Consider the following 26,690-nt stretch of genomic DNA (forward strand, 5'->3'; position numbering starts at 1 on the left):
GATGAGACAAAGTCAAGCGTTTATTCCAACGTTGCGTGAAGTGCCGGCGGACGCGGAAGTGAAAAGCCATCAGCTTCTGCTGCGGGCCGGTTTTATCCGCCAAAGCGCGAGCGGCGTCTACACGTTTTTGCCGCTCGGGCAGCGCGTGTTGCAAAAAGTAGAAGCGATTATCCGCGAGGAGATGAACCGCGCCGGAGCGCTAGAGCTTCTCATGCCTGCCTTGCAGCCGGCTGAGCTTTGGCAGCAGTCCGGGCGCTGGTATTCGTACGGGCCGGAACTGATGCGTCTAAAAGACCGGCATGAGCGCGATTTCGCTCTCGGGCCGACGCATGAGGAAATGATCACTTCGATCGTCCGCGACGAGGTGAAAACGTACAAGCGGCTGCCGCTTGTGTTGTACCAAATCCAAACGAAATTCCGCGATGAAAAGCGTCCGCGCTTCGGGTTGCTGCGCGGCCGCGAATTCATTATGAAAGACGCCTATTCGTTCCATACGACAAAAGAAAGTTTGGATGAAACATACCGCGACATGTATAACGCCTATTCGAACATTTTCCGCCGTTGCGGTTTAAACTTCCGCGCCGTCATCGCCGACTCCGGGGCGATCGGCGGCAAAGACACGCACGAGTTTATGGTGCTCTCGGATATCGGTGAAGATACGATTGCCTATTCCGATGCGTCCGACTATGCGGCCAACATTGAAATGGCGCCGGTCGTGGCTACGTATGAAAAAAGCAGCGAGCCGCCGGCGGAACTGAAAAAAGTGGCGACCCCGGGACAAAAAACGATCGCTGAAGTCGCTTCGTACTTGCAAGTGGCGCCGGAGCGCTGCATTAAATCGCTTTTGTTCAACGTCGATGGCCGTTATGTGCTCGTTCTTGTCCGCGGCGACCACGAAGCGAATGAGGTGAAAGTAAAAAATGTGTTGGACGCCACTGTCGTAGAGTTGGCAGCTCCGGAAGAAACAGAACGGGTGATGGGCGCGCCGGTCGGTTCGCTCGGCCCGATCGGCGTCAATGAAAAGGTGACGATTATCGCCGATCATGCCGTTGGTGCGATCGTAAACGGCGTTTGCGGCGCGAATGAGGAAGGCTACCATTACACGGGCGTCAATCCTGGCCGCGATTTTGCCGTCAGTGAATATGCGGATTTGCGCTTCGTCCAAGAAGGCGACCCGTCCCCGGACGGCAACGGGACGATCCGTTTTGCCCGCGGCATTGAAGTCGGGCACGTGTTCAAGCTCGGCACAAAATACAGCGAAGCCATGAACGCTGTCTATTTGGATGAAAACGGACAAACGAGGACGATGATTATGGGCTGCTATGGCATCGGCGTCTCCAGGCTGGTGGCGGCGATCGCCGAGCAGTTTGCCGATGAAAACGGGCTCGTCTGGCCGGCTTCGGTCGCGCCGTTTCATGTCCATTTGCTGACGGCGAACGCGAAAAGCGATGAACAGCGGGTGTTGGCCGAGGAATGGTACGAAAAATTGGGACAGGCCGGGTTTGACGTGTTGTATGATGACCGCCCGGAGCGGGCCGGGGTCAAGTTTGCCGACAGCGATTTGATCGGCATTCCAGTTCGCATCACCGTCGGCAAACGGGCAAGTGAAGGCATCGTCGAAGTGAAAGTGCGAAAAACGGGCGAGACGTTTGACGTGCCGGTTGGTGAACTAACCGATACGGTGCACCGCCTCTTGCAAGGGTAAACGAAACGGCGTCGGCGAAAAGAATGCATGTCTTTTTCGCCGGCGCTGTTGCTGTTTATATGGTATGATGAGGAGAGAAACGATTTCGTTGAGAGGGGAAATCATGGCTACGAAAGAACAAAAAGAGCGGTTTCTCGTTTTGCTTGAACAGCTGAAGATGACGTCGGATGAATGGATGCCGCACTTTCATGAGGCGTCCATTCGCAAAGTCGTGATTGATAAAGAAGAAAAAAGCTGGCATTTCTATTTTCAGTTCGCCAGCGTGTTGCCGATTGAGGTATACAAACCGTTTACGGACCGCTTGGCAGCGGCCTTTCGCCATATCGCCGCCGTCCGTCATACAATTTTGGTGGAGACGCCGCACGTGACGGAAACGGATGTGCAGGCGTACTGGCCGCTTTGCCTCGAACAGCTGCAAGAAGGTGTGTCGCCGCTCATCGATTGGCTGAGCCGGCAGACGCCGACGGTGAAAGGAAACAAGCTCGTTGTCACCGCCCGCCACGAGGCGGAAGCGTTAGCGGTCAAGCGGCGGTTCGCCAAAAAAATCGCTGCGATTTACGCGTCGTTTGGCTTTCCGCCGCTTCAGCTCGAAGTCGACATCCGACCGGCCGAGCAGGAAATGGAGCAGTTTTTGGCGCAAAAACAGCAAGAAGATGAAGAGCGGGCGTTGGCGGTGTTGACCGACATGGCGAAAGAGGAAGAAAAGGCGGCAGCGTCTTCTCCGTCCGGCCCGCTCGTCATCGGCTACCCGATCCGCGGCGAGGAGCCGGTGCGTCCGCTTGAGACGATCGCCGAAGAAGAGCGGCGCGTTGTCGTGCAAGGGTATGTGTTTGACGCTGAAGTGAGCGAGCTCAAAAGCGGCCGCACGCTATTGACGATGAAAATCACCGATTATACGAACTCGATTTTAGTGAAAATGTTCTCGCGCGACAAAGAAGATGCCGAGCTGATGGGCAGCGTGAAAAAAGGCATGTGGGTGAAAGTGCGCGGCAGCGTGCAAAACGATACATTCGTCCGCGATTTGGTCATCATCGCCAACGATTTGAATGAGGTAGCGGCGAACGAGCGGCGCGACACCGCGCCGGAAGGAGAGAAGCGCGTCGAACTTCATGTGCATACGCCGATGAGCCAAATGGACGCCGTCACTTCGGCGGCCAAGCTCATTGAACAAGCGAAAAAATGGGGTCATCCGGCGATCGCCGTCACCGACCATGCCGTTGTCCAATCGTTCCCGGAAGCGTACAGCGCGGCGAAAAAACACGGCATCAAAGTCATTTACGGCCTTGAGGCGAACATCGTCGACGACGGGGTGCCGATCGCCTACAACGAAACACACCGCCGGCTTGCCGACGAGACGTATGTCGTCTTTGACGTCGAAACGACCGGGCTGTCGGCTGTGTACAACACGATCATTGAACTGGCGGCCGTCAAAATCAAAGACGGCGAGATCATTGACCGGTTTATGTCGTTTGCCAATCCGGGACATCCGCTGTCCGTGACGACGATGGAATTGACCGGGATCACCGACGAGATGGTGAAAGACGCTCCGCAGCCGGACGAGGTGCTCGCCCGTTTTGTCGACTGGGTCGGCGATGCGACGCTTGTGGCCCATAACGCCAGCTTTGACATCGGGTTTTTAAACGCAGGCCTCGCCCGCATGGGGCGCGCCAAGCTCGCCAATCCCGTCATTGACACGCTTGAACTCGCCCGCTTTTTGTACCCGGATTTGAAAAACCACCGGCTGAACACGCTTTGCAAAAAGTTCGATATTGAATTGACCCAGCACCACCGCGCCATTTACGATGCTGAGGCGACCGGGCATTTGCTTATGCGCCTGTTGAAAGAAGCAGAGGATCGGGGCATTTTGCACCATGATGAGCTGAACAGCCGCACGCATAGTGATGCGTCGTACCGCCTGGCGCGCCCGTTCCATGTGACGCTGTTGGCGCAAAACGACATCGGGCTGAAAAATTTGTTCAAGCTTGTCTCGCTGTCACATATCGACTATTTTCACCGCGTGCCGCGCATCCCGCGCTCCGTGTTGGTCAAGCATCGCGAAGGGCTGCTTGTCGGCTCGGGCTGCGACAAAGGCGAGCTGTTTGACAACTTAATTCAAAAGGCGCCGGAGGAAGTCGAAGACATCGCCCGCTTTTACGATTTTCTCGAGGTGCATCCGCCCGAAGTGTACAAGCCGCTCATTGAAATGGATTACGTCAAAGATGAAGAGATGATCAAAAACATCATCCGCAGCATCGTCGACCTTGGCGAGAAATTGAACATTCCGGTCGTCGCCACCGGCAACGTGCATTACTTGCATCCGGAAGACAAAATTTACCGAAAAATTTTAATCCATTCGCAAGGCGGGGCGAATCCGCTCAACCGGCATGCGCTGCCGGATGTGTATTTCCGCACGACGAATGAAATGCTTGACTGTTTTTCGTTTTTAGGGCCGGAAAAAGCGAAAGAAATCGTCGTTGATAACACGCAAAAAATCGCGTCGTTAATCGGTGAGGTGAAGCCGATCAAAGACGAGCTGTACACGCCGCGCATCGAAGGGGCGGACGAGGAAATCCGCGAAATGAGCTACCGGCGGGCGAAAGCCATTTACGGCGACCCGCTGCCGAAACTCGTTGAGGAGCGGCTTGAAAAAGAGCTGAAAAGCATTATCGGCCACGGCTTTGCCGTCATTTACTTAATTTCGCACAAGCTCGTCAAAAAATCGCTCGATGACGGCTACCTTGTCGGGTCGCGCGGCTCGGTCGGCTCATCGTTTGTCGCGACGATGACGGAAATTACCGAGGTGAATCCGCTGCCGCCGCATTACGTTTGCCCGAACTGCAAACATTCCGAGTTTTTTAATGACGGCTCGGTCGGCTCAGGATTTGATTTGCCGGATCAAAACTGCCCACAATGCGGGACGAAATACAAAAAAGACGGGCATGACATCCCGTTTGAGACGTTCCTCGGCTTTAAAGGCGATAAAGTGCCGGATATTGACTTAAACTTCTCCGGCGAATACCAGCCGCGCGCTCACAACTATACGAAAGTGCTGTTCGGCGAAGACAACGTGTACCGCGCCGGAACGATCGGCACGGTCGCCGACAAAACGGCGTACGGGTTTGTGAAAGGCTATGCGAGCGACCATAACTTGCAGCTGCGCGGCGCGGAAATCGACCGGCTTGCGGCCGGCTGCACCGGAGTGAAGCGGACGACTGGGCAGCACCCGGGAGGCATTATCGTCGTTCCCGATTATATGGAAATTTACGACTTTACGCCGATCCAATATCCGGCCGATGATACGTCATCGGAATGGCGGACGACCCATTTTGACTTCCATTCGATCCACGATAACTTATTGAAGCTCGATATTCTCGGGCACGACGATCCGACGGTCATCCGCATGCTTCAAGATTTAAGCGGCATCGACCCGAAAACGATCCCGACCGATGACCCGGACGTGATGGGCATTTTCAGCAGCACCGAGCCGCTTGGGGTCACGCCGGAACAAATTATGTGCAACGTCGGCACGATCGGCATTCCGGAATTCGGCACGCGCTTTGTCCGGCAAATGCTCGAGGAAACGAAGCCGAAAACATTTTCCGAGCTCGTGCAAATTTCCGGCTTGTCGCACGGCACCGACGTATGGCTTGGCAACGCGCAAGAGCTGATCCAAAGCGGCACGTGCACGCTCTCTGAGGTGATCGGCTGCCGCGACGACATTATGGTCTATCTCATTTACCGCGGGCTTGAGCCGTCGCTGGCGTTTAAAATTATGGAGTCGGTGCGCAAAGGGAAAGGATTGACGCCGGAATTTGAAGCGGAAATGCGCAACCATAACGTGCCGGAATGGTATATTGATTCGTGCAAAAAAATTAAATATATGTTCCCGAAAGCGCATGCCACTGCCTACGTGTTAATGGCGGTGCGCATCGCCTACTTTAAAGTGCACCATCCGCTCTTGTATTACGCCTCGTACTTTACGGTGCGGGCGGAAGATTTTGATTTGGATGCTATGGTGAAAGGCTCGGCTGCCATTCGCAAACGAATCGAAGAGATCAACGCCAAAGGCATCCAAGCGACGGCGAAAGAAAAAAGCTTGCTCACCGTGCTCGAGGTGGCGCTAGAAATGTGCGAGCGCGGCTTTTCCTTTAAAAATATTGACTTGTATCGCTCGCAGGCGACAGAATTTGTCATTGACGGCAACTCGCTCATTCCGCCGTTTAACGCCATCCCGGGGCTCGGGACGAACGTGGCGCAAAACATTGTGCGCGCCCGCGAAGAAGGGGAGTTTTTGTCAAAAGAAGATTTGCAGCAGCGCGGCAAAGTATCGAAAACGCTGCTTGAGTATTTGGAAAGCCGCGGCTGCCTCGACTCGCTGCCGGACCATAACCAGCTGTCCTTGTTCTGACGGGCGGTTTTTCGTTGCAATATATTTCCCAATGTGTTATAGTTTTAATGGAATTGGCAAAGATAATGGCAAGCAAAGAGTGGGGAAACCCACTCTTTCGTCTTGAATTGGCATCTGTCTTTCGTTCATTCCCCGCCCCGTGCAGGGGATTTTCTCATTATGCAGCATGCAGCCTTGCTCAGTAAGGAGGAACACGATGAGCAAAAAAGTGACAGAAACGGTTGAACAGCTTGTCGCGCCGATTTTGGACGAAATGGGGCTCGAGCTGGTGGACATCGAGTATGTGAAAGAAGGGAAAAACTGGTTTTTACGCGTCTTTATTGATTCAGACACCGGCGTGGACATTGAACAGTGCGGCGTGGTCAGTGAAAAACTAAGCGAAAAGCTCGACGAGGTCGACCCGATTCCTCACAACTATTTTTTGGAAGTGTCATCGCCGGGAGCGGAGCGGCCGTTAAAAAATGAAAAAGATTTTGTAAAAGCAATTGGGAAAAATGTATATATCAAAACATACGAGCCGATTGCAGGAGAAAAGCAGTTTGAAGGGGAACTGACCGCTTTTGACGGGACGACCGTGACGCTGTCGGTCAAAGACCGCGGGCGGCAAAAAACGGTCGCCATTCCGTATGAAAAAGTGGCGAGCGCTAGATTAGCCGTCATTTTCTCTTAATGATAAAAGGGGGATTCTCGTTTCATGAACACGCAGTTGCTTGAGGCGTTAGCCGATCTGATGCGGGAAAAAGGCATCAGCAAAGAGGTTATTATGGAAGCCATTGAAGCGGCGCTCGTTTCCGCGTACAAGCGCAATTTCGGCCAGGCACAAAACGTGCGCGTTGATTTAAATATGGACACGGGAACGATCCGGGTGTTGGCCCGCAAGGACGTCGTCGAAGAGGTGACCGATCCGCGTCTCGAAATTTCGCTTGAGGAGGCGCAGCGGCTCAATCCGAACTACCAAATCGGTGATGTCGTCGAACTGGAAGTGACGCCGCGCGATTTCGGGCGCATCGCTGCCCAGACGGCGAAACAAGTCGTGACTCAGCGCGTGCGCGAAGCGGAGCGGAGCATTATTTATTCGGAATTTGTCGACCGCGAAGACGATATTATGACCGGCATCGTTCAGCGCATTGATCCGCGTTTTGTCTATGTCAGCCTCGGCAAGGCGGAGGCGCTCTTGCCCGCGAACGAACAGATGCCGAACGAAACGTACAAACCGCATGATCGGCTGAAAGTGTACATTACGAAAGTGGAAAAGACGACGAAAGGGCCGCAAATTTTCGTCTCCCGCACCCATCCGGGCTTGCTGAAGCGGCTGTTTGAGCTCGAAGTGCCGGAAATTTACGACGGCACAGTCGAAATCAAATCGATCGCCCGTGAAGCCGGCGATCGTTCCAAAATTTCCGTCCATTCCGACAATCCGGAAGTCGATCCGGTTGGCGCCTGCGTCGGGCCAAAAGGGCAGCGCGTCCAGGCGATCGTCGACGAGCTGAACGGGGAAAAAATCGATATCGTCCGTTGGTCGGCCGACCCGGTGGAGTTTGTCGCCAATGCGTTAAGCCCGGCGAAAGTGCTGCGCGTCATCGTCAACGAAGAGCAAAGGGCGACGACCGTCATCGTTCCGGACTACCAGCTGTCGCTCGCCATCGGCAAACGCGGGCAAAACGCCCGGCTGGCGGCAAAATTGACCGGCTGGAAAATCGATATTAAAAGCGAGTCCGAGGCGCGGGAAATGGGCATTGATCCGTATGCGCCATCCACTTCGCTTGATTTCAACGGCGCGGCGGCCGATAATGAAAATAGTGATGAGAACGTCCAATCATTCGATGCACCGGCGGAAATCGAGTGAGGGGGAATGAAAATGGCAGCGCAAAAGAAAATTCCGTTGCGCAAATGCGTCGTCACTGGAGAAATGAAGCCAAAACGGGAAATGGTGCGCATCGTCCGCTCCAAAGAAGGAGAGGTGTCGATCGACCCGACCGGCAAAAAAGCGGGGCGGGGCGCGTATATTACCCTTGACCCGGATTGCATTTTGCAGGCGAAAAAGAAAAACATTTTGGCCCGCCATTTAAAAGCCGACATCGCCGACTCGCTCTATGACGAGCTGCTTGCTTTGGCGGAAAAGGAGAAACAGGCAGGACAATGAAACATAACCGCTGGGCATCGCTGTTAGGGTTGGCGCAGCGGGCCGGAAAAGTCGTTTCCGGAGAGGGGCTTGTCGTCAAGGAAGTGCAACGGGGCAAGGCGCGGCTTGTCTTGCTTTCGGAAGACGCGTCGGCCAATACGGAAAAAAAAGTGACCGATAAATGTGCGTTTTATGGCGTCCCGCTTTGCAAAGTGCCGGACCGGTATATGCTGGGCGGCGCGATCGGCAAAGACGCCCGCGTTGTCGTCGCCGTCACCGACGAAGGGTTCGCGCGCCAATTGCAAACGATGCTCGACCGATCTTTATGGGGGTGACTGTATGTCGAAAATGCGTGTGTACGAATATGCGAAAAAACAGAACGTGCCAAGCAAGGACGTTATTCATAAATTGAAAGAAATGAACATTGAAGTAAACAATCATATGGCCATGCTCGAGGCCGATGTCGTCGAAAAGCTTGACCATCAATACCGCCCAAAGGCCGAAAAGAAAACCGAAACGAAACATGAAAAGAAAGCAGAAAAGAAAACCGACAAGCCGAAGCGGCCGACGCCGGCGAAGGCGGCCGATTTCTCGGATGAGGAAATTTTTGACGATGCAAAAGAAGCGGCCAAGCCGGCAAAGAAAAAAGGGGCGGCGAAAGGGAAAGAAACAAAACGAACGGAAGCGCAGCAGCAAGAAAAGAAAGCGTTCCAAGCGGCGAAGAAGAAAGGAAAAGGGCCGGCGAAAGGGAAAAAACAAGCGGCCCCGGCCGCAAAGCAGGCGCCGCAGCCGGCGAAAAAAGAAAAAGAGCTGCCGAAGAAAATTACGTTCGAAGGTTCGCTCACCGTGGCCGAGCTGGCGAAAAAATTGGGCCGCGAGCCGTCGGAAATTATTAAAAAGCTGTTTATGCTCGGCGTGATGGCGACGATCAACCAAGACTTGGACAAAGATGCGATTGAGCTCATCTGCTCCGACTACGGCGTTGAAGTGGAAGAAAAGGTGACCATTGACGAAACGAACTTTGAAGCGATTGAAATTGCCGACGCCCCGGAAGACCTGGTTGAACGGCCGCCGGTTGTCACGATCATGGGGCACGTCGACCATGGGAAAACGACGCTTCTTGATGCGATCCGCCATTCGAAAGTGACCGAGCAAGAAGCGGGCGGCATTACGCAGCACATCGGCGCTTACCAAGTCACCGTCAATGACAAAAAAATTACGTTCCTCGATACGCCGGGCCATGAAGCGTTCACTACCATGCGGGCGCGCGGCGCGCAAGTGACCGATATCGTCATCCTTGTCGTCGCGGCCGATGACGGGGTCATGCCGCAGACGGTCGAGGCGATCAACCATGCCAAGGCGGCGAACGTGCCGATCATCGTCGCCATTAACAAAATGGATAAACCGGAAGCGAACCCGGACCGCGTTATGCAGGAGTTGATGGAGTACAACCTCGTTCCGGAAGAATGGGGCGGCGATACGATTTTCTGCAAGCTGTCGGCGAAAACGAAAGACGGCATTGACCATCTGTTGGAAATGGTTTTGCTTGTGAGTGAAATGGAAGAACTAAAAGCGAACCCGAACCGGCGCGCGCTTGGCACGGTGGTCGAAGCGAAGCTCGATAAAGGACGCGGTCCGGTAGCGACGCTGCTCGTCCAAGCCGGCACGCTGAAAATCGGCGATCCGATTGTCGTCGGCACGACATACGGGCGCGTGCGGGCGATGGTCAATGACAGCGGTCGGCGCGTCAAAGAAGCGGGCCCGTCGACGCCGGTCGAAATTACCGGGCTGCACGATGTGCCGCAAGCCGGCGACCGTTTCATGGTGTTTGAGGATGAGAAGAAAGCGCGGCAAATCGGGGAAGCGCGGGCGCAGCGGCAGCTGCAGGAGCAGCGGAGCGTGAAAACGCGCGTCAGCTTAGATGATTTGTTTGAACAAATTAAGCAAGGCGAAATGAAAGAGCTGAACTTAATCGTCAAAGCCGATGTTCAAGGATCGGTTGAAGCGCTTGTCGCCGCCTTGCAAAAAATCGATATCGAAGGTGTGCGGGTGAAAATTATTCATGCCGCGGTCGGCGCGATTACCGAGTCGGATATTTCCTTAGCGACGGCATCGAACGCCATCGTCATCGGTTTTAACGTCCGTCCGGACGCCAATGCGAAGCGCGCCGCCGAATCGGAAAACGTCGACATCCGCCTCCACCGCATCATTTACAATGTCATCGAAGAAATTGAAGCGGCGATGAAAGGGATGCTCGATCCGGAATACGAGGAGAAAGTGATCGGACAGGCGGAAGTGCGGCAAACGTTCAAAGTGTCGAAAGTCGGCACGATCGCCGGCTGTTACGTCACCGACGGCAAAATCACCCGCGACAGCAAAGTGCGCCTTATTCGTCAAGGTATCGTTGTGTACGAAGGCGAAATCGACTCCCTCAAACGCTTCAAAGACGATGTGCGTGAAGTGGCACAAGGGTATGAGTGCGGCGTGACGATCAAAAACTTTAACGATATTAAAGAAGGGGATGTCATCGAGGCGTACGTCATGCAGGAAGTGGCCCGCGCATGATTGGCTTCGCCTCATGCGAATGCATCATTTATAACGCCCGATCGCTAAAGGACAAACGGGCTGTCCTGCAGCGGGTGCTGACAAGAATCCGGCAAAAATACAACGTCTCTGTGGCCGAAATCGATCATCAGGACGCATGGCAGCGGGCGAAAATCGGGCTTGTCGCCATTGCGTCAAGCCGGCTCGCGGCCGAGCGCGAACTCGGGCGGGCGCTCGCTTTGATCGACTCGTTCCCGGAACTGGAGCGGGCGGCTACATCATTTGAGTGGTTGTAATCGAGGTGATGGGTGATGAACATACGGGCAACTCGCGTTGGCGAGCAAATGAAAAAAGAGTTAAGCGACATTATCGGCCGCAAACTGAAAGATCCGCGCATCGGCTTTGTCACCGTCACCGATGTGCGCGTCACCGGCGACTTGCAACAGGCAAAAGTGTATATTAGTGTCTTTGGTGACGATGAGCAGCGGGAAAACACCTTGAAGGCGCTCGAGAAAGCGAAAGGGTTTATCCGTTCCGAGATCGGTCAGCGCATCCGTCTGCGCAAAACGCCGGAAATTTTGTTCGAAATCGACGAAACAATCGAATATGGGAGTCGCATCGAACAGCTGATCCGGAAAATTTCCGATGAGGATGGCCGTGGATCGGAAGAAACGAACGATGAACCGAAAAATGGATAGACGAATCGTCTATCCATTTCCATTCACGAGTATGATACGGAAAGGGTGCGCCGATGGACGGGGTATTGCTGCTTAATAAACCGAAAGGGATGACGTCGCACGATTGTGTGGCGAGAGTGCGCCGCCTTTTGGGCGTAAAAAAAGTCGGTCATACCGGTACACTCGATCCGAACGTGTCCGGCGTGTTGCCGATTTGTCTCGGCAAAGCGACACGCATCGCTGAATTTCTTACCGGAGCGACGAAAACGTATGAAGGGGAAGTGACGCTCGGTGCGGCGACGACGACCGAGGACGCCGATGGTGATATGATCGCCGTCCGGCCGGTTGACCGGACGATTGCGCGCACGGAGATCGAAGCAGCATTTCGCGGCTTAACCGGGGAAATCGAACAAACGCCGCCGATGTATTCGGCGGTGAAAGTAAACGGCAAAAAACTGTATGAGTATGCGCGCGCTGGCATCGAAGTCGAACGCCCGACGCGGCGCGTGACCATTTACGAGCTCGAGCTGCTCGATGACCGCGAGCAATTTGCCGGGGAGACGGTGTCATTTCGCTTCCGCGTCACGTGCAGCAAAGGCACGTACGTCCGCACGCTTGCCGTCACCATCGGCGAGCGGCTCGGCTACCCGGCTCATATGTCCGACCTTATCCGCACGGCGTCTGGACCGTTTGTGCTCGCCGACTGCGTAACGCTTGAAGAGGTCGAGCGCCGGGCAGCTGATGGAACGGCTGCTGCCTTGCTCATTCCGATCGAGCGAGCGCTTTTTCAATTGCCGAAATACGAAATCAGTGATAAAGTAGCAGAGAAAGTAAAAAACGGGGCGCTGCTCCGTCTCCCCGCCTTTTTGCAGGAGCTTGACGGGCCGTTTGTGCTCGTGACGCCCGAGCGGGGGGCGCTGGCCCTGTACGTGAAGCATCCGGCGCGCCCCGGTGTGATGAAGCCGCTGAAAGTGTTTCGGTGACGCCGGGCGAAATGCGGAAATGAAGAAGGTGGATCATGGACATGGAAACAGTATTTATTTCGCATCCGCACCACTTCGAGCGTCAAGCGCTTCCCCCGACGGTGATGGCGCTCGGCTATTTTGACGGCATTCATCTCGGCCATCAAAAAGTGATCCGGACGGCGGTCGAGATTGCGAACGAGCGCGGATACGAAAGCGCGGTGATGACGTTTCATCCTCATCCGTCTGTTGTGCTTGGCAAACAGCCGGAACTTCGTTTGATCACCCCGCTTGGTAAAAAAGAGCAGCTGATTGCGGCGCTTGGAGTGAACCGGCTATATATCGTCGAATTTACGCCCGCGTTTGCCGGGCTGCTGCCGGAACAGTTTGTCGACCAATATTTGGACGGATTTCATGTGAAACATATCGTCGCCGGCTTTGATTTCACCTACGGGCGGTTTGGAAAAGGAACGATGGAGACGATGCCGCTTCATGCGCGCGGCCGCTTCGGACAAACGGTCATCCCGAAGCTGACCGTCGACGGAGAGAAAGTCAGCTCAACAAGAGTGCGGAAACTGCTCGAAGAGGGGGCTGTTGATCAGCTTCCCCGCCTGCTCGGCCGTTTTTATGACATTGAAGGGACGGTCGTCGCCGGAGAACGGCGCGGGCGGACGATCGGGTTTCCGACGGCGAACATTGCTTTAAACGGTGATTATTTATTGCCGGCAATCGGCGTTTATGCCGTCAAGGCCACGATTGGTGGGCAAGCATATGAAGGGGTGGCCAACATCGGTTACAAACCGACGTTCCGTGAGACGCGTGAAGGGCTGCCGGGCATCGAAGTGCATCTTTTCGGGTTTGCGCGCGACATTTACGGGGAAACGGTAGTTATTGAGTGGCACCGCCGTCTGCGGGGCGAGCAGAAGTTTGCCAGCGTCGCCGAGCTGACGGCACAAATTGCTCGCGACAAAGAAGAAGCCGAGCAGTATTTCCGCCGCTTAGGCGAAAAGACTTGCATTTTGCCGGAAAAAGAGGTATTCTAATCAATGTATGCGAACCGTTGCTTGGCCAGGCGAGTCACCGACGCCCGCTCGGCAACTGGGGATGTAAAGTTAGGGAGGTGAACAAAGATGGCATTAACGCAAGAGCGCAAACGCGAAATTATCGAGCAATTTAAAGTCCATGAGAACGACACCGGTTCTCCGGAAGTGCAAATTGCGATTTTGACGGAGCAAATCAACAACTTGAACGAGCATTTGCGCGTCCATAAAAAAGACCATCATTCACGGCGCGGCCTGCTGAAAATGGTCGGGAAACGCCGCAACTTACTGGCCTACCTGCGCAATAAAGACGTGGCGCGCTACCGTGAATTGATTCAGAAACTTGGATTACGTCGATAAAAAAGCGGGAGCATTCCCGCTTTTTTGCTAGTTTATAGGCGCAGTTTGCGCCGCAAATGATACAATGGCGCCAATTCGTCTATACTAATCATCAGCGGCATCCATATTTTTGTACATAGAGAGGAGTACTCGTCTGTATGGAACAAGAGAAACGCGTGTTTTCCATCGATGTAGCCGGACGTCCGCTCGTCATTGAAACCGGCGAACTGGCGAAACAGGCGAACGGCGCGGCGCTCGTCCGCTACGGTGATACCGTTGTGCTGAGCACCGCTACCGCATCGCGGGAAGCGAAAAACGTCGACTTTTTCCCGCTCACCGTCAACTACGAAGAACGGTTGTACGCCGTGGGGAAAATTCCGGGCGGATTTATTAAGCGCGAAGGCCGTCCGAGCGAGAAAGCGATTTTGGCGAGCCGGCTCATCGATCGCCCGATCCGCCCGCTGTTTGCCGAAGGGTTCCGCAATGAAGTGCAAGTCGTATCGATGGTCATGAGCGTCGACCAAGACTGCTCTCCGGAAGTGGCAGCGTTGATTGGTTCGTCGGTGGCGCTAACTATTTCCAACATCCCGTTTGAAGGGCCGATCGCCGGTGTCATCGTCGGTCGTGTCGACGGCCAGTTTGTCATCAACCCGACGGTCGAACAAATGGAAAAAAGCGATATGCATCTCGTCGTTGCCGGCACGAAAGACGCGATCAACATGGTTGAGGCCGGCGCGGATGAAGTGCCGGAAGAAGTGATGTTGGAAGCGATCATGTTCGGCCATGAAGAAGTGAAACGGCTCATCGCTTTTCAGGAGGAAATCGCCGCCCAAGTCGGCAAAGAAAAGATGGAAATCGTCCTGTATGAGCCGGATCCTGAATTGGAGGCGGAAATCCGCCAGCTCGCGGAAGCGGATATTAAGCGAGCGGTGCAAGTGCCGGAGAAACTGGCGCGCGATGCCGCCATTGAAGACGTGAAAGCCGGTGTCATCGCCAAATATGAAGCGGAAGAAGCGGATGAAGAGAAGCTGAAGCAAGTGCAAGAAATTTTGCATAAGCTCGTCAAAGAAGAAGTCCGCCGCTTAATCACGGTTGAGAAAATACGTCCGGACGGACGCAAAGTAGATGAAATCCGCCCGTTGTCCTCAACGGTCGGCGTCTTGCCGCGCACGCACGGCTCCGGTTTGTTTACGCGCGGGCAAACGCAAGTGCTGAGTGTTTGTACGCTCGGGGCGCTTGGGGATGTACAAATTTTGGACGGGCTTGATTTGGAAGAATCGAAACGGTTTATGCACCATTATAATTTCCCGCCGTTTTCCGTCGGCGAAACGGGGCCGATGCGCGGACCGGGACGGCGCGAAATCGGGCACGGAGCGCTCGGGGAGCGGGCGTTGGAGCCGGTCGTGCCGTCAGAGCGCGAGTTTCCGTACACGATTCGCCTCGTTTCGGAAGTGCTTGAGTCAAACGGCTCGACGTCGCAAGCGAGCATTTGTGCGAGCACATTGGCGATGATGGACGCCGGGGTGCCGATTAAAGCGCCGGTTGCCGGGATTGCCATGGGGCTGGTGAAAAACGAAGATCATTATACGATTTTGACCGACATTCAAGGCATTGAAGACCATCTTGGCGATATGGACTTTAAAGTCGCCGGTACAAGAAAAGGCGTCACAGCGCTGCAAATGGACATTAAAATTAAAGGGCTGACGCGCGACATTTTGGAAGAGGCGCTGCAGCAGGCGCGCAAAGGGCGGTTGGAAATTTTGGACCATATGATGCAGACGCTCAGCGAACCGCGCAAAGAGCTGTCCAAATATGCGCCGAAAATTTTGATCATGCACATCAATCCGGATAAGATCCGCGAAGTCATCGGGCCGAGCGGCAAACAAATCAACAAAATCATCGATGAAACCGGCGTGAAAATCGACATCGAGCAGGACGGCACGATTTTCATCTCGTCTGTCGATGAGGCAGCCAACCAGAAAGCGAAACAAATCATCGAAGACATCGTCCGCGAAGTCGAAGTCGGACAAGTGTATTTGGGCAAAGTGAAACGGATAGAAAAGTTCGGCGCGTTCGTCGAGCTGTTTAACGGCAAAGACGGGCTCGTCCACATTTCCGAGCTCGCTGAGGAGCGGGTCGGCAAAGTCGAGGACGTTGTCTCGATCGGCGATGAAATTTTAGTGAAAGTAACGGAAATCGATAAGCAAGGGCGCGTCAATTTGTCGCGCAAAGCGGTGTTGCGCGAGCAGCGCGGCGCCGGGGAGCCGCCGAAAGAGACGCGGGAAAAACGGGGAAGACGGCCGGAGCGCCAACGCATGAAGCCTTAGGAATTTGTTTCTTAAGGCTCTTTTGTTATGTTCTAACCTGTCCCTTTGCCACATATTTGTAGTAGTAAAAAGGAGGGGACAGGGGTGAACAATGGTTATGCTCGTTACATGGCGTTAGCGATCATGTTCCTCATCGCCTGGGTGGCCGTTCAGTGGCCGCCGGTCGGTGACTACATCGAAAGCTGGCGTCCCGCAGAAATGGCGTCTGTGAAGGAACGTGACAAGTTGTATGAAACGATCGCCAAGCAAGCAAAGCAATACGAAATTCCCGCCCAAGATGCGGTTATCGATAAAGTATGGAAGGCCACGCCCGGTTACAATGGGCTCGCTGTCGATATTGACGCTTCTTATAAAAATATGAAAGAAACGGGGACGTTCGATGAGCGAAAACTCGTGTTCCGCCAGGTGCCGCCGCGCATCCATTTGGACGACTTGCCGCCGGCGCCGATTTACCGCGGCCATCCCGACAAGCCGATGGTCTCGTTTTTAATCAATGTAGCCTGGGGAGAAGAATATATCCCTGATATGCTTGAGACGTTGAAAAGGCACAATGTCAAGGCGACGTTCTTTTTGGAAGGGCGATGGGTAAAAAACCACCCGGAGATGGCAAAAATGATAGCAGATGCCGGCCATGAAATCGGCAACCATTCCTACAGCCATCCGGACATGAAAATGCTCAGCGGCGAAGCGGTCCGCCGCGAACTGGAAAAGACGAATGAAGTCATTGAAGCGGCGACTTCGGTCAAATGCAAATGGTTTGCCCCGCCGAGCGGCAGCTATCGCGATGAGGTGGTTGAAATTGCCGCCGGGCTTGGCATGAAGACGATTCTATGGAGTGTCGATACAATTGATTGGCAAAAACCGTCGCCATCTGTTATAGTGAAACGGGTAACGTCCAAAATCCATCCCGGCGCCATGATTTTGATGCATCCGACGATGCCGACAACGTCCGCGCTTGATGAGATGATCGTTTCGATTAAGCGCCAGGGCTACGCCATCGGCAGTTTGACGGCCTTATTCGACGAGAAAAGATTGGCAAAAAAACAGGAGGAACATGGAGTTGATTAACAAATATACGTGCAAAAACGGCGTGCGAATCGTGCTAGAGCAAATTCCGACTGTAAGGTCGGTGGCTATCGGCGTATGGATCGGCACAGGTTCGCGCAACGAGACGGAACAAAACAACGGCATTTCCCATTTTTTGGAGCACATGTTTTTTAAAGGGACGGCGACACGCACGGCCCGGGACATTGCGGAAGCGTTCGACAGCATCGGCGGGCAAGTGAACGCCTTTACATCCAAGGAGTATACGTGCTATTACGCTAAAGTGCTGGATGAACATGCACCGCTGGCGCTGGAAATGCTCGCGGATATGTTTTTCCACTCAACGTTCGTGGAGGATGAGCTGCAAAAAGAGCGCAATGTCGTGCTCGAGGAAATCAAAATGTACGAAGATACGCCGGATGACATCGTCCATGACCTGCTCGGCAAGGCGTGCTACGCGAGCCATCCGCTCGGCTACCCGATTTTAGGCACGGAGGAGACGTTGCGCACGTTTACGGGAGACACGCTGCGCCAATATATGGCCGACTATTATACGCCGGATCGCGTCGTTGTTTCGGTTGCCGGCAATGTCGATGAGCGGTTTATTCAGGAGATTGAACGCTATTTCGGTTCGTTCACAGCCGCCAATAAGCCCGCCTCCTCCAGCACGCCGTCGTTCGTACCGCAAAAGCTTGCGCGCAAAAAAGACACCGAGCAAGCGCACGTATGCATCGGATTTAACGGGCTGCCGATCGGCCATCCGGACGCGTATCCGCTCCTTATTTTAAATAATATTTTAGGCGGCAGCATGAGCAGCCGGCTGTTCCAGGAGGTGCGTGAACAGCGCGGGTTGGCGTATTCGGTCTTCTCGTACCATTCCGCCTACCGAGACAGCGGCTTGCTCGCCATTTACGCCGGAACGGGAAGCGGCCAACTCGACGTTTTGTTTGAAACGATCCAACGGACGCTGCGCCAGTTGAAAGAAGACGGCATTACGGAGAAAGAGCTGCATAACAGCAAAGAGCAAATGAAAGGAAGTTTGATGCTCGGTCTTGAGAGCACAAACAGCCGCATGAGCCGCAACGGCAAAAACGAGCTCCTTCTTGGCCGCCATCGGTCGCTTGATGAAATTATCGAAGAGATCGAAAGCGTTACGGTTGAAAAAGTGAATGAGTTGGCGCGCACAGTTTTTCATGAAGATTATGCGCTCGCCTTAATCAGTCCGGATGGTGAATTGCCGCGCCGGCTTCGTTCGTAGTCATCTGCCGGGCATAAAAAAGCTAACGACCTCATCAAAGGTTGTTAGCTTTTTTTCGTTTGGCGCGTCCGTCACTCTTGTTCCGGAACGTCGATCATCACCATATCGGCACCGATTTTACGGATATATTTCCACGGCACGCGAATTTCTTGTCCGTCTTTGCGAAACCCGAACCATTTTCCGGTCGGGATGAGCAACGCCTCGACTTGCCCGGTTTGTTCGTTGATTTCCAAATCGGTTTGCCCGAGCACCCCGAGCCGCTCCGCCCGCCTCACATCGACGATTTCTTTGCCGCTTAACTCGCTCAGCCTCACACTTGTTTCCTCCTCTTCGTGTCTTTATTTCTATTCTAAGGAACAAAACCGAAAAAAATGACTGCCGCCGTCCGCGAACGGAAGATATGACCCATTTTTCCCGCCAAGGATATTCACCTATATTTTCCCCCCGACATAAGATGGGAAAAGAAACGGAGCAGTTTGCCAATAAAGAAGGTGAGCATACAACATGATGCTGACAGGAATGCATGTTGCCATCATCGGCGGTGATGCACGGCAGCTTGAAGTCATTCGTAAACTCGTCGAGCTCGATGCAAAGTTGTCGCTCGTCGGTTTTGACCAGCTTGCCCATCATTTTACTGGGGCGGTGAAGCTGCCGATTGAGGAGGTCGATTTGGCTGACTTGGATGCGATCATTTTGCCGGTTCACGGTACGACGTTGGACGGAAAGGTCAACAGCGTCTTTTCCCATGAGCCGATCCCGTTTACGGAAGAGCTGGTGAAAAAGACGGCGAAACGGTGCACGATTTACTCCGGCATCAGCAACTCGTATTTAGACGAATTGATGAAAAAAACCGGGCGCAAATATATTCAACTGTTTGAGCGCGACGATGTCGCCATTTACAACTCCATTCCGACCGCCGAAGGAGCGATTATGATAGTCATTCAGCATACCGATTTTACGATCCACGGCTCACACGTCGCGGTTCTGGGGCTAGGGCGCGTCGGCATGACCGTTGCCCGGACGTTTGCCGCCTTGGGGGCGAAAGTGAAAGTCGGAGCGCGCCGGTCGGAGCATCTTGCGCGCATTACAGAAATGGGGCTCGTGCCGTTTCATTTGAATGATTTGGAAAAAGAAGTGCGCGATATTGATGTTTGCATTAACACCGTTCCTCATTTGATCGTGACCGCAAGCGTCATTGCCAAAATGCCGGCCCATACGCTGATCGTCGATTTGGCGTCAAAGCCGGGCGGCACCGACTTCCGCTATGCCGAAAAGCGCGGAGTCAAAGCCATTCTGGCACCCGGACTGCCGGGCGTGGTAGCGCCAAAAACGGCCGGGCAAATTATCGCCAACGTCCTTGCGCAGCTGTTATATCAAGATTTACAAAAACGGGAGGAGAATAAGCCATGAGCGAAACGAGTTTAAAAGGGAAACGGATCGGCTTTGGCCTCACCGGGTCGCACTGCACGTATGACGCGGTGATGCCGGAAATTGAAAAACTCGTCAATGAAGGAGCAGAGGTGCTGCCGATCGTCACGTATACAGTGAAGACGACCAACACCCGCTTTGGCGACGGGGAAGAATGGGTGAAAAAACTCGAGCAATTAACCGGGAATGAGGTGATTGACACGATTGTTAAGGCCGAACCGCTCGGGCCGAAAATTCCGCTCGATTGCATGGTCATCGCTCCGCTCACCGGCAATTCGATGAGCAAGCTGGCAAACGCCATGACCGATTCCCCGGTGCTCATGGCCGCTAAGGCGACAATGCGCAATCACCGTCCGGTCGTGCTCGGCATCTCGACGAACGATGCGCTCGGGTTAAACGGTGTCAACTTGATGCGGCTTATGGCGGCGAAAAATATTTATTTTATTCCGTTCGGGCAGGACGCTCCGCACGCGAAACCAAACTCGATGGTGGCACACATGCCGCTCCTTCGCGATACGGTGCTCGCCGCCCTCGGAGGAAAACAGCTGCAGCCGGTTGTGATCGAGCGATTTCGTTATAACGATTAAAAGCCATCGCGGAAAATCAGCGCCGCGCAGAAAAATTTTCTCTCGTCCGCAGCGGAATGTGATAAAATAAAAATTATGAATTCACTTCTTAGAGTGACGATGTGGAAGGAGAATGGTTGATGGCTCAAAAACAATATCATGTCGCTGTCGTCGGAGCAACGGGGGCAGTCGGTCAACAAATGGTGCGGACGCTTGAAGACCGGAACTTTCCGGTCGGAAAATTAACGTTGTTATCATCGGAACGTTCGGCAGGCAAAAAAATGCGTTTCCGCGGCGGAGAAATTGAGGTGCAAGCGGCAGCGCCCGAGCGTTTCGACGGAGTGGACATCGCCTTATTCAGCGCCGGCGGCGCGGTGTCGAAAGCATTGGCGCCGGAAGCTGTCCGGCGCGGGGCGGTCGTCATCGACAATACGAGCGCATTTCGGATGGACGAAAATGTGCCGCTTGTCGTTCCAGAAGTGAATGAAAGCGACTTGACGTGGCATAGCGGCATTATCGCCAATCCGAACTGCTCGACGATTCAAATGGTTGTAGCGCTTGAGCCGATTCGGAAGGCATTTGGCTTATCCCGCGTCATCGTTTCAACGTACCAGGCTGTTTCCGGGGCCGGGGCGCAAGCCATCGAAGAGCTGTATGCGCAGACGAAAGCCGTACTCGAAAACAAGCCGGTCGAGGCGAACATTTTGCCGGTGAAATCGGATCGGAAACATTATCAAATGGCATTCAACGCCATTCCGCAAATCGATAAGTTTCAAGACAATGGCTTTACATTTGAAGAGATGAAAATGATTAATGAAACGAAAAAAATTATGCATATGCCTGAGCTGAGTGTCGCCGCGACGTGCGTACGCATTCCGGTGGCGAGCGGCCACTCGGAGTCGGTGTACATCGAAATCGAACAAGATGGCGTTACCGCTGCCGATCTACAGGCGGTGCTTCGCGAAGCGCCGGGCGTCGTCTTGCAAGATGATCCGAACGAGCAGTTGTATCCGATGCCGGCGGATTGCGTCGGAAAGTATGACGTTTTTGTCGGCCGCATCCGGCGCGACTTGGACAATCGCCGCGCCTTCCATCTGTGGGTCGTTGCCGACAACTTGCTAAAAGGAGCAGCCTCAAACTCGGTGCAAATTGCGGAAAGTTTATTGAAGCTCGGGCTGATTTGAATAAGCATCGAGGTGTTAGCATGAAAATCATCGTCCAAAAGTTCGGCGGCACGTCCGTCCGCGATGAGCGCGGGCGGAACATGGCGCGCCGCCATATTGAAAAGGCGCTTGGAGACGGCTACAAAGTCGTCGTGGTCGTGTCGGCCATGGGTCGCCATGGCGATCCGTACGCAACCGATACGCTTCTTGGCTTGATCGGTGGCGCCGGCCATCATGTGACGAAGCGCGAACAAGATATGTTAATGGCGTGCGGGGAAATCATTTCGAGCGTCGTATTTAGCAATTTGCTCAACGAGCACGGCATTAAGGCGGCGGCGTTCACCGGCGCACAAGCCGGATTTCGCACGAACGGCGATCATACGAACGCGAAAATTCTTGAAATGCGCTGCGACCGCCTTCTTGAGGCACTTGAGCAGTACGATGTCGTCGTCGTCGCCGGCTTTCAAGGCATGGCGGAAAATGGCGACATCACGACGCTTGGGCGCGGCGGAAGCGACACATCGGCGGCAGCGCTTGGCGCCGCTTTAAACGCCGAGCGGGTCGACATTTTTACCGATGTCGACGGTGTCATGACCGCCGATCCGCGCATTGTCGAAAGCGCCCGGCCGCTTGAAGTCGTGACGTATACGGAAATTTGCAACATGGCATATCAAGGGGCGAAAGTGATTCACCCGCGTGCGGTGGAAATCGCCATGCAGGCGAAAGTGCCGCTGCGTGTCCGCTCGACGTATTCCGATGCTCCTGGGACGCTCGTCACTTCATCGGTCCGCGGCCAAAAAGGAAGCGATGTGAAAGAGCGGCTTGTCACTGGCATTACGTACGTCGCCAACGTCACGCAAATCAAAGTGCTGGCGAAAGAGGGACATTATGAACTGCAGTCCGATGTGTTCCAGACGATGGCTCACGAAGGGATCAGCGTCGACTTTATTAACATTTCGCCATACGGCGTCGTTTACACGGTGAGCGGCGATATGACGGAAAAAGCGATTGCCGCTTTGCGCCGTGTCGGTTACGAGCCGGCCGTGACACCTCATTGCGCCAAAGTATCGGTCGTTGGTGCCGGCATTGCCGGCGTGCCGGGGGTGACGGCGAAAATCGTCACCGCTTTATCCGAGCAAGGCATTCGAATTTTGCAGTCGGCCGACAGCCATACGACGATTTGGGTGCTAGTGAGGGAGAGTGACATGGAAAAAGCGGTCAACGCCCTGCATGACGCCTTTTGTCTGTCTGAAGCGGAGGCGGGCGGATATGAAGCGATTTGGAACGAGGAGTGAAAACAGTGGTTCAGTTCGGAAACATCGTAACGGCGATGGTTACGCCATTTGACCAGAAAGGAAACTTGAATTTAGCGAAAACGACGGAGCTCGTCAACTATTTGCTCGACAACGGCACCGACGCGCTCGTTGTCGCCGGCACGACTGGTGAATCGCCGACCTTGACGGCAGAGGAAAAAGTTGCGTTGTTCCGTCACGTCGTTTCTGCCGTCAACGGCCGTGTGCCGGTCATTGCCGGGACGGGGACGAACGATACGCGCGCGTCGATTGAACTGACGAAGCGGGCGGAGGAGGCGGGCGTCGACGCCATCATGCTCGTCGCCCCGTATTACAACAAGCCCAACCAGGAAGGGCTGTACCAGCATTTTAAAGCGATTGCCGAAAGCACATCGCTTCCGGTCATGCTGTATAATGTGCCGGGGCGCACATCGGTGAATCTCGCCCCTGAAACCGTCATCCGGCTTGCAGCGATTCCAAACATCGTTGCCGTCAAGGAAGCGGGTGGAAACTTGGAAGCGATGGCGGAAATCATTGAGCGAACTCCGGACGATTTCCTGCTGTATAGCGGTGATGACAGCTTGACGCTCCCGGTATTGGCGATCGGCGGCGCCGGCGTCGTTTCGGTTGCTTCGCACATCATCGGCAATGAAATGCAGCAAATGATCCGTGCGTTCCAAGCCGGCGACCATCAAGCCGCCGCCGCGCTGCATCGGAAATGGCTGCCGCTCATGAAAGGATTGTTCGCCGCGCCGAGCCCGGTGCCGGTGAAAACCGCTTTGCAAATGCGCGGGCTAGACATTGGTCCGGTGCGTCTTCCCCTCGTTCCGCTCACCGAGCAAGAGCGGAGCGAGCTCAGCCGTCTGCTTGATAGCTGATGACCACATGCGTTCAGCTGCCTGACCCCAACGCCGATTCGGGCGTTGGGGCTTTTTTGTCCAAACGGGGAAATCCATTGACTGGCTGATGATCCATCTTGTGTTTTTCAGCGCCGATTCGTTATAATAAAAGCAAGTGACTTTGAGCGGGTTAGCATCACAATTAGGAGGACGCAGCCTTGAAATCCAAAATAAAGCCGGTAGAAAAAATCCGTATTTTCGCCCTCGGGGGAGTCGGGGAAATCGGTAAAAACATGTATGTCGTCGAATTGGACGAGGACATTTTTGTCCTTGATGCCGGGGTCATGTATCCGGAAGATGAAATGCTTGGCATCGACAAGGTGATTCCGGACATCGCTTATTTAATTGAACGGCAGCACCGCATTCAGGCGATCTTTCTCACCCACGGGCATGAGGAACATATGGGGGCGATCGCCTATGTGCTTAAGCAGCTGTCTGCGCCAGTGTACGGCACGAAGCTGACGCTCGGTTTGGTGGAAGCCATTTTAAAAGAACAAGGCATCACGAACGCCAATCTGAACGAGATTCATCCTGACGCTGAATTGTCGTTTGATAAGGCCAAAGTGACGTTTTTCCGCACGATTCACAGCATCCCCGATTCCATCGGCATCAGCCTGCATACATCACAAGGGGCGATTGTATACACGAGCGATTTTAAGTTTGACCAAACACCGTACGGCAACAACCGCGCTGACTTGGGGAAAATGGCGCAAATCGGCGAACAAGGGGTGCTCTGCCTGCTGTCGGACAGCACGAACGCTGAACGCCCTGGATATAGTGGTTCCGATACAGCCGTCGCCCATGAGATCACCGATGTGATCGGCCATGCGAAAGGGCGCGTGTTTGTCGCTTGCTACGCTTCAAACATTACGCGCATCCAGCAAGTGCTTTACGCTGCCCACCAATCCGGACGCAAAGTGGCGGTAATCGGCAAAACGTTGCATAAAATCATGGATATTGCGGTTCGCCTTGGCTATTTGCATCTTCCGGACAAGGTGACAATTTCTGCCTATGACCTGGACCGTTACAGCGATCGTGAGCTCGTCGTTTTGACGACCGGCGGGCATGGCGAGCCGATGAGCGCGCTTTGGCGCATGGCGCGGCAGGCCAATAAACAGGTCAATATTAAAGAAGGAGACACCGTCATCGTTGCGGCTTCCGTCATGCCAGGCTATGAACTGGGATTCGCGAAAACGATCGACGCCCTGTACCGCGCCGGGGCGAACGTCATTTACCGCGATCGGCAAGTGCACGTGTCCGGGCACGGTTGCCAGGAAGAATTAAAGTTAATGCTCAATTTCATGAAGCCGAAATATTTCATTCCGGTGCACGGGGAGTATCGGATGCAAAAAGCGCACGCCCGCCTGGCGAAGGCGGTCGGCATCTCGGAAGAGCGGACATTTTTGCTCGATAAAGGCGAAGTGATCGAATTCCGCAACGGCACTGCCCGCCCTGGCGGCAAAGTGCCATACGGCAACATTTTAATCGACGGCCTTGGCATCGGCGATGTCGGCAATATCGTGTTGCGCGACAGACGTTTGTTATCGCAGGATGGCATTTTGATCGCGGTTGTCACGCTGAACAAGGAAGCGAAAACGATTGCCGCCGGGCCGGAAATCATTTCGCGCGGGTTCGTCTACATGCGTGAAGCCGAAACACTGCTTGAGGAAGCGGAACAAATGGTGGCGGCGATCATCGAGCGCTGCCTCGAGTCGTACATGCTCGAATGGTCATCGTTAAAGGCGAACATTCGCGAAGCGTTAAGCCAGTTTTTATTTGAGAAAACGAAGCGAAAACCGATGATTTTGCCCATTATTATGGAAGTATAATGCAATCATGCTCAAAGTCCACGGGGGAAATGCTGGAAACGGTCAGCCGTTGCCGGCATTTTTCTTTTTCCTTTCGACCATACTAAACGTATGATCAACAGAAAGGAGAAGAAATGGATGGAGAAGGAGCGTTACTTCCAAGCAGAGACGGAGGAAAAAGCCGAAACGAAGACAGAAGAGGCGACCGCGGCCATTACCCAGCTTGGGCAAACGAACGTCCCGCAACTAGAGCCGGATACGAATATCCACTGTCTGACGATCGTCGGCCAAATTGAAGGCCATGTCCAGCTGCCGCCGCAAAATAAGACAACGAAATATGAGCACGTCATTCCGCAAATTGTCGCCATTGAGCAAAATCCGAAAATCGAAGGGTTGCTCGTCATTTTAAACACCGTCGGCGGCGATGTCGAAGCCGGGCTCGCCATTGCGGAAATGCTCGCTTCGCTCTCAAAACCGACCGTTTCCGTCGTGCTTGGCGGGGGCCATTCGATCGGAGTGCCGATCGCCGTTTCGTGCAGCCACTCGTTCATCACCGAGACTGCGACGATGACGATTCATCCGATCCGTCTGACCGGGCTTGTCATCGGTGTGCCGCAAACGTTCGAGTATTTGGATAAAATGCAGGAGCGCGTCGTCCGTTTCGTGACGAAACATTCCAATATTAGCGAAGAAAAATTTAAAGAGCTCATGTTTTCGAAAGGAAATTTAACGCGCGACATCGGAACGAACGTCGTCGGACCTGACGCCGTCCGGTACGGGCTGATCGATGAAGTTGGCGGCGTATCGCAGGCGATGGCGAAGCTGCGGCAGTTGATCGAGATGAAAAAAGGCGGCGAAGGGAAGATAGTCCAATGATTTTATATACGGTCATGCCGGAACACTTGATGTTTCCAACGGATGCGGCTGCATATGAAAAGCAAAAAATGGTGTACTACGACGGCATTCCATTTCTCGTCCAAATCGTGGATACGGGCGAATATGAAATCGTGCAAAATTTAAGCACAAATCCCTACCATTTTTTAAACGCCAAATATGCGCCCGGGGCGCGGTTTTCAATTTCCGCAGCAACATCGTAATGAATTGTGCG

24 protein-coding genes are annotated in these 26,690 nt (G+C 54.0%); 23 read left to right on the forward strand and 1 reads right to left on the reverse strand.

Features of this window, described 5'->3' with window-relative positions; genetic code table 11:
- Position 1 precedes the first annotated feature (1 nt).
- The 15 genes from ACTVDO_RS07540 (at position 2) to ACTVDO_RS07610 (ending at position 18,426) form a co-directional block, all read left to right on the forward strand.
- Positions 2 to 1,705, forward strand: coding sequence for a proline--tRNA ligase (locus ACTVDO_RS07540; protein ID WP_020959382.1), 1,704 nt, complete (start codon positions 2 to 4; stop codon positions 1,703 to 1,705).
- Positions 1,706 to 1,808: 103 nt separating this feature from the next.
- Positions 1,809 to 6,113 carry a PolC-type DNA polymerase III gene (locus tag ACTVDO_RS07545; RefSeq protein ID WP_442901277.1) on the forward strand — a complete coding sequence of 1,435 codons (4,305 nt, stop codon included), beginning with the start codon at positions 1,809 to 1,811 and terminating at the stop codon, positions 6,111 to 6,113.
- Between the two features lie 196 nt (positions 6,114 to 6,309).
- Positions 6,310 to 6,783 carry a ribosome maturation factor RimP gene (gene rimP, locus ACTVDO_RS07550; protein ID WP_442901278.1) on the forward strand — a complete coding sequence of 158 codons (474 nt, stop codon included), beginning with the start codon at positions 6,310 to 6,312 and terminating at the stop codon, positions 6,781 to 6,783.
- Positions 6,784 to 6,807: 24 nt separating this feature from the next.
- The gene (gene nusA / locus ACTVDO_RS07555) at positions 6,808 to 7,959 is read left to right on the forward strand and encodes a transcription termination factor NusA (protein WP_020959385.1); all 1,152 of its coding nucleotides are present in this window, start codon (positions 6,808 to 6,810) and stop codon (positions 7,957 to 7,959) included.
- 12 nt (positions 7,960 to 7,971) lie between these two features.
- Entirely contained in the window at positions 7,972 to 8,256 is a 285-nt protein-coding gene (gene rnpM / locus ACTVDO_RS07560) for an RNase P modulator RnpM (protein WP_020959386.1), read from the forward strand.
- Positions 8,253 to 8,570 carry a YlxQ family RNA-binding protein gene (locus ACTVDO_RS07565; RefSeq protein WP_442901279.1) on the forward strand — a complete coding sequence of 106 codons (318 nt, stop codon included), beginning with the start codon at positions 8,253 to 8,255 and terminating at the stop codon, positions 8,568 to 8,570. The genes rnpM and ACTVDO_RS07565 overlap by 4 nt, the downstream gene beginning before the upstream one ends.
- Positions 8,571 to 8,574: 4 nt before the next feature.
- Entirely contained in the window at positions 8,575 to 10,800 is a 2,226-nt protein-coding gene (gene infB, locus ACTVDO_RS07570) for a translation initiation factor IF-2 (RefSeq protein ID WP_442901280.1), read from the forward strand.
- Positions 10,797 to 11,075 carry a DUF503 domain-containing protein gene (locus tag ACTVDO_RS07575; RefSeq protein WP_020959389.1) on the forward strand — a complete coding sequence of 93 codons (279 nt, stop codon included), beginning with the start codon at positions 10,797 to 10,799 and terminating at the stop codon, positions 11,073 to 11,075. The genes infB and ACTVDO_RS07575 overlap by 4 nt, the downstream gene beginning before the upstream one ends.
- A 15-nt stretch (positions 11,076 to 11,090) precedes the next feature.
- Positions 11,091 to 11,477, forward strand: coding sequence for a 30S ribosome-binding factor RbfA (gene rbfA, locus ACTVDO_RS07580; RefSeq protein ID WP_020959390.1), 387 nt, complete (start codon positions 11,091 to 11,093; stop codon positions 11,475 to 11,477).
- A gap of 53 nt (positions 11,478 to 11,530) precedes the next feature.
- Entirely contained in the window at positions 11,531 to 12,439 is a 909-nt protein-coding gene (truB, locus tag ACTVDO_RS07585) for a tRNA pseudouridine(55) synthase TruB (protein ID WP_442901281.1), read from the forward strand.
- A 41-nt stretch (positions 12,440 to 12,480) separates the two neighbouring features.
- Positions 12,481 to 13,461: a bifunctional riboflavin kinase/FAD synthetase gene (gene ribF, locus ACTVDO_RS07590; protein ID WP_442901282.1), complete on the forward strand. Its 981-nt coding sequence runs from the start codon at positions 12,481 to 12,483 to the stop codon at positions 13,459 to 13,461.
- An 87-nt stretch (positions 13,462 to 13,548) separates the two neighbouring features.
- The gene (gene rpsO / locus ACTVDO_RS07595) at positions 13,549 to 13,818 is read left to right on the forward strand and encodes a 30S ribosomal protein S15 (RefSeq protein ID WP_442901283.1); all 270 of its coding nucleotides are present in this window, start codon (positions 13,549 to 13,551) and stop codon (positions 13,816 to 13,818) included.
- Positions 13,819 to 13,955: 137 nt separating this feature from the next.
- On the forward strand, positions 13,956 to 16,124 hold the full coding sequence (gene pnp / locus ACTVDO_RS07600; RefSeq protein ID WP_442901284.1) for a polyribonucleotide nucleotidyltransferase: 2,169 nt from the start codon (positions 13,956 to 13,958) through the stop codon (positions 16,122 to 16,124).
- Between the two features lie 84 nt (positions 16,125 to 16,208).
- Positions 16,209 to 17,192, forward strand: a complete 984-nt coding sequence (locus ACTVDO_RS07605) for a polysaccharide deacetylase family protein (protein ID WP_442901285.1) — start codon at positions 16,209 to 16,211, stop codon at positions 17,190 to 17,192.
- A complete protein-coding gene (locus ACTVDO_RS07610) occupies positions 17,179 to 18,426 on the forward strand; it encodes a M16 family metallopeptidase (protein WP_442901286.1) in 1,248 nt (415 codons plus the stop codon). Before ACTVDO_RS07605 ends, ACTVDO_RS07610 begins: the two co-directional genes overlap by 14 nt.
- A 71-nt stretch (positions 18,427 to 18,497) precedes the next feature.
- Here the strand turns inward: ACTVDO_RS07610 and ACTVDO_RS07615 are convergent, their stop codons facing one another.
- Positions 18,498 to 18,740, reverse strand: a complete 243-nt coding sequence (locus tag ACTVDO_RS07615; protein WP_442901287.1) for a YlmC/YmxH family sporulation protein — start codon at positions 18,738 to 18,740, stop codon at positions 18,498 to 18,500.
- 190 nt (positions 18,741 to 18,930) lie between these two features.
- Between ACTVDO_RS07615 and dpaA the strand changes: the two genes are divergently transcribed.
- The 8 genes from dpaA to ACTVDO_RS07655 all read left to right on the forward strand — a co-directional run bounded on the left by dpaA (position 18,931) and on the right by ACTVDO_RS07655 (position 26,679).
- Entirely contained in the window at positions 18,931 to 19,836 is a 906-nt protein-coding gene (gene dpaA, locus ACTVDO_RS07620; protein WP_442901288.1) for a dipicolinic acid synthetase subunit A, read from the forward strand.
- Complete coding sequence (locus tag ACTVDO_RS07625; RefSeq protein WP_442901289.1) at positions 19,833 to 20,441, forward strand: dipicolinate synthase subunit B; 609 nt, start codon at positions 19,833 to 19,835, stop codon at positions 20,439 to 20,441. The genes dpaA and ACTVDO_RS07625 overlap by 4 nt, the downstream gene beginning before the upstream one ends.
- A gap of 119 nt (positions 20,442 to 20,560) precedes the next feature.
- Positions 20,561 to 21,604: an aspartate-semialdehyde dehydrogenase gene (asd, locus tag ACTVDO_RS07630; protein WP_442901290.1), complete on the forward strand. Its 1,044-nt coding sequence runs from the start codon at positions 20,561 to 20,563 to the stop codon at positions 21,602 to 21,604.
- 20 nt (positions 21,605 to 21,624) lie between these two features.
- The gene (gene dapG / locus ACTVDO_RS07635) at positions 21,625 to 22,878 is read left to right on the forward strand and encodes an aspartate kinase (RefSeq protein WP_442901291.1); all 1,254 of its coding nucleotides are present in this window, start codon (positions 21,625 to 21,627) and stop codon (positions 22,876 to 22,878) included.
- Positions 22,879 to 22,883: 5 nt separating this feature from the next.
- Positions 22,884 to 23,753, forward strand: coding sequence for a 4-hydroxy-tetrahydrodipicolinate synthase (gene dapA, locus ACTVDO_RS07640; RefSeq protein WP_020959402.1), 870 nt, complete (start codon positions 22,884 to 22,886; stop codon positions 23,751 to 23,753).
- Between the two features lie 179 nt (positions 23,754 to 23,932).
- Positions 23,933 to 25,603 (forward strand): ribonuclease J, encoded by a 1,671-nt coding sequence (locus tag ACTVDO_RS07645; RefSeq protein WP_020959403.1) that lies wholly within the window; start codon positions 23,933 to 23,935, stop codon positions 25,601 to 25,603.
- 117 nt (positions 25,604 to 25,720) lie between these two features.
- Positions 25,721 to 26,458, forward strand: a complete 738-nt coding sequence (locus tag ACTVDO_RS07650) for a ClpP family protease (protein WP_020959404.1) — start codon at positions 25,721 to 25,723, stop codon at positions 26,456 to 26,458.
- On the forward strand, positions 26,455 to 26,679 hold the full coding sequence (locus ACTVDO_RS07655; RefSeq protein ID WP_020959405.1) for a YlzJ-like family protein: 225 nt from the start codon (positions 26,455 to 26,457) through the stop codon (positions 26,677 to 26,679). The genes ACTVDO_RS07650 and ACTVDO_RS07655 overlap by 4 nt, the downstream gene beginning before the upstream one ends.
- Positions 26,680 to 26,690 lie beyond the last annotated feature (11 nt).

Origin of the sequence: Geobacillus sp. BK01 (genome assembly GCF_052220245.1) — a bacterium.
Classification (GTDB): Bacteria; Bacillota; Bacilli; order Bacillales; family Anoxybacillaceae; genus Geobacillus.

Coding starts and splice junctions, on each gene's coding strand:
- rimP (WP_442901278.1), top strand. CDS start 6,310: ATGAGCAAAAAAGTGACAGAAACGGTTGAACAGCTTGTCGCGCCGATT.
- rpsO (WP_442901283.1), top strand. CDS start 13,549: ATGGCATTAACGCAAGAGCGCAAACGCGAAATTATCGAGCAATTTAAA.
- dpaA (WP_442901288.1), top strand. CDS start 18,931: ATGATGCTGACAGGAATGCATGTTGCCATCATCGGCGGTGATGCACGG.
- ACTVDO_RS07545 (WP_442901277.1), top strand. CDS start 1,809: ATGGCTACGAAAGAACAAAAAGAGCGGTTTCTCGTTTTGCTTGAACAG.
- rnpM (WP_020959386.1), top strand. CDS start 7,972: ATGGCAGCGCAAAAGAAAATTCCGTTGCGCAAATGCGTCGTCACTGGA.
- ACTVDO_RS07565 (WP_442901279.1), top strand. CDS start 8,253: ATGAAACATAACCGCTGGGCATCGCTGTTAGGGTTGGCGCAGCGGGCC.
- ACTVDO_RS07655 (WP_020959405.1), top strand. CDS start 26,455: ATGATTTTATATACGGTCATGCCGGAACACTTGATGTTTCCAACGGAT.
- ribF (WP_442901282.1), top strand. CDS start 12,481: ATGGAAACAGTATTTATTTCGCATCCGCACCACTTCGAGCGTCAAGCG.
- ACTVDO_RS07650 (WP_020959404.1), top strand. CDS start 25,721: ATGGAGAAGGAGCGTTACTTCCAAGCAGAGACGGAGGAAAAAGCCGAA.
- ACTVDO_RS07610 (WP_442901286.1), top strand. CDS start 17,179: ATGGAGTTGATTAACAAATATACGTGCAAAAACGGCGTGCGAATCGTG.
- pnp (WP_442901284.1), top strand. CDS start 13,956: ATGGAACAAGAGAAACGCGTGTTTTCCATCGATGTAGCCGGACGTCCG.
- nusA (WP_020959385.1), top strand. CDS start 6,808: ATGAACACGCAGTTGCTTGAGGCGTTAGCCGATCTGATGCGGGAAAAA.
- dapG (WP_442901291.1), top strand. CDS start 21,625: ATGAAAATCATCGTCCAAAAGTTCGGCGGCACGTCCGTCCGCGATGAG.
- asd (WP_442901290.1), top strand. CDS start 20,561: ATGGCTCAAAAACAATATCATGTCGCTGTCGTCGGAGCAACGGGGGCA.
- rbfA (WP_020959390.1), top strand. CDS start 11,091: ATGAACATACGGGCAACTCGCGTTGGCGAGCAAATGAAAAAAGAGTTA.
- ACTVDO_RS07540 (WP_020959382.1), top strand. CDS start 2: ATGAGACAAAGTCAAGCGTTTATTCCAACGTTGCGTGAAGTGCCGGCG.
- infB (WP_442901280.1), top strand. CDS start 8,575: ATGTCGAAAATGCGTGTGTACGAATATGCGAAAAAACAGAACGTGCCA.
- truB (WP_442901281.1), top strand. CDS start 11,531: ATGGACGGGGTATTGCTGCTTAATAAACCGAAAGGGATGACGTCGCAC.
- ACTVDO_RS07575 (WP_020959389.1), top strand. CDS start 10,797: ATGATTGGCTTCGCCTCATGCGAATGCATCATTTATAACGCCCGATCG.
- ACTVDO_RS07625 (WP_442901289.1), top strand. CDS start 19,833: ATGAGCGAAACGAGTTTAAAAGGGAAACGGATCGGCTTTGGCCTCACC.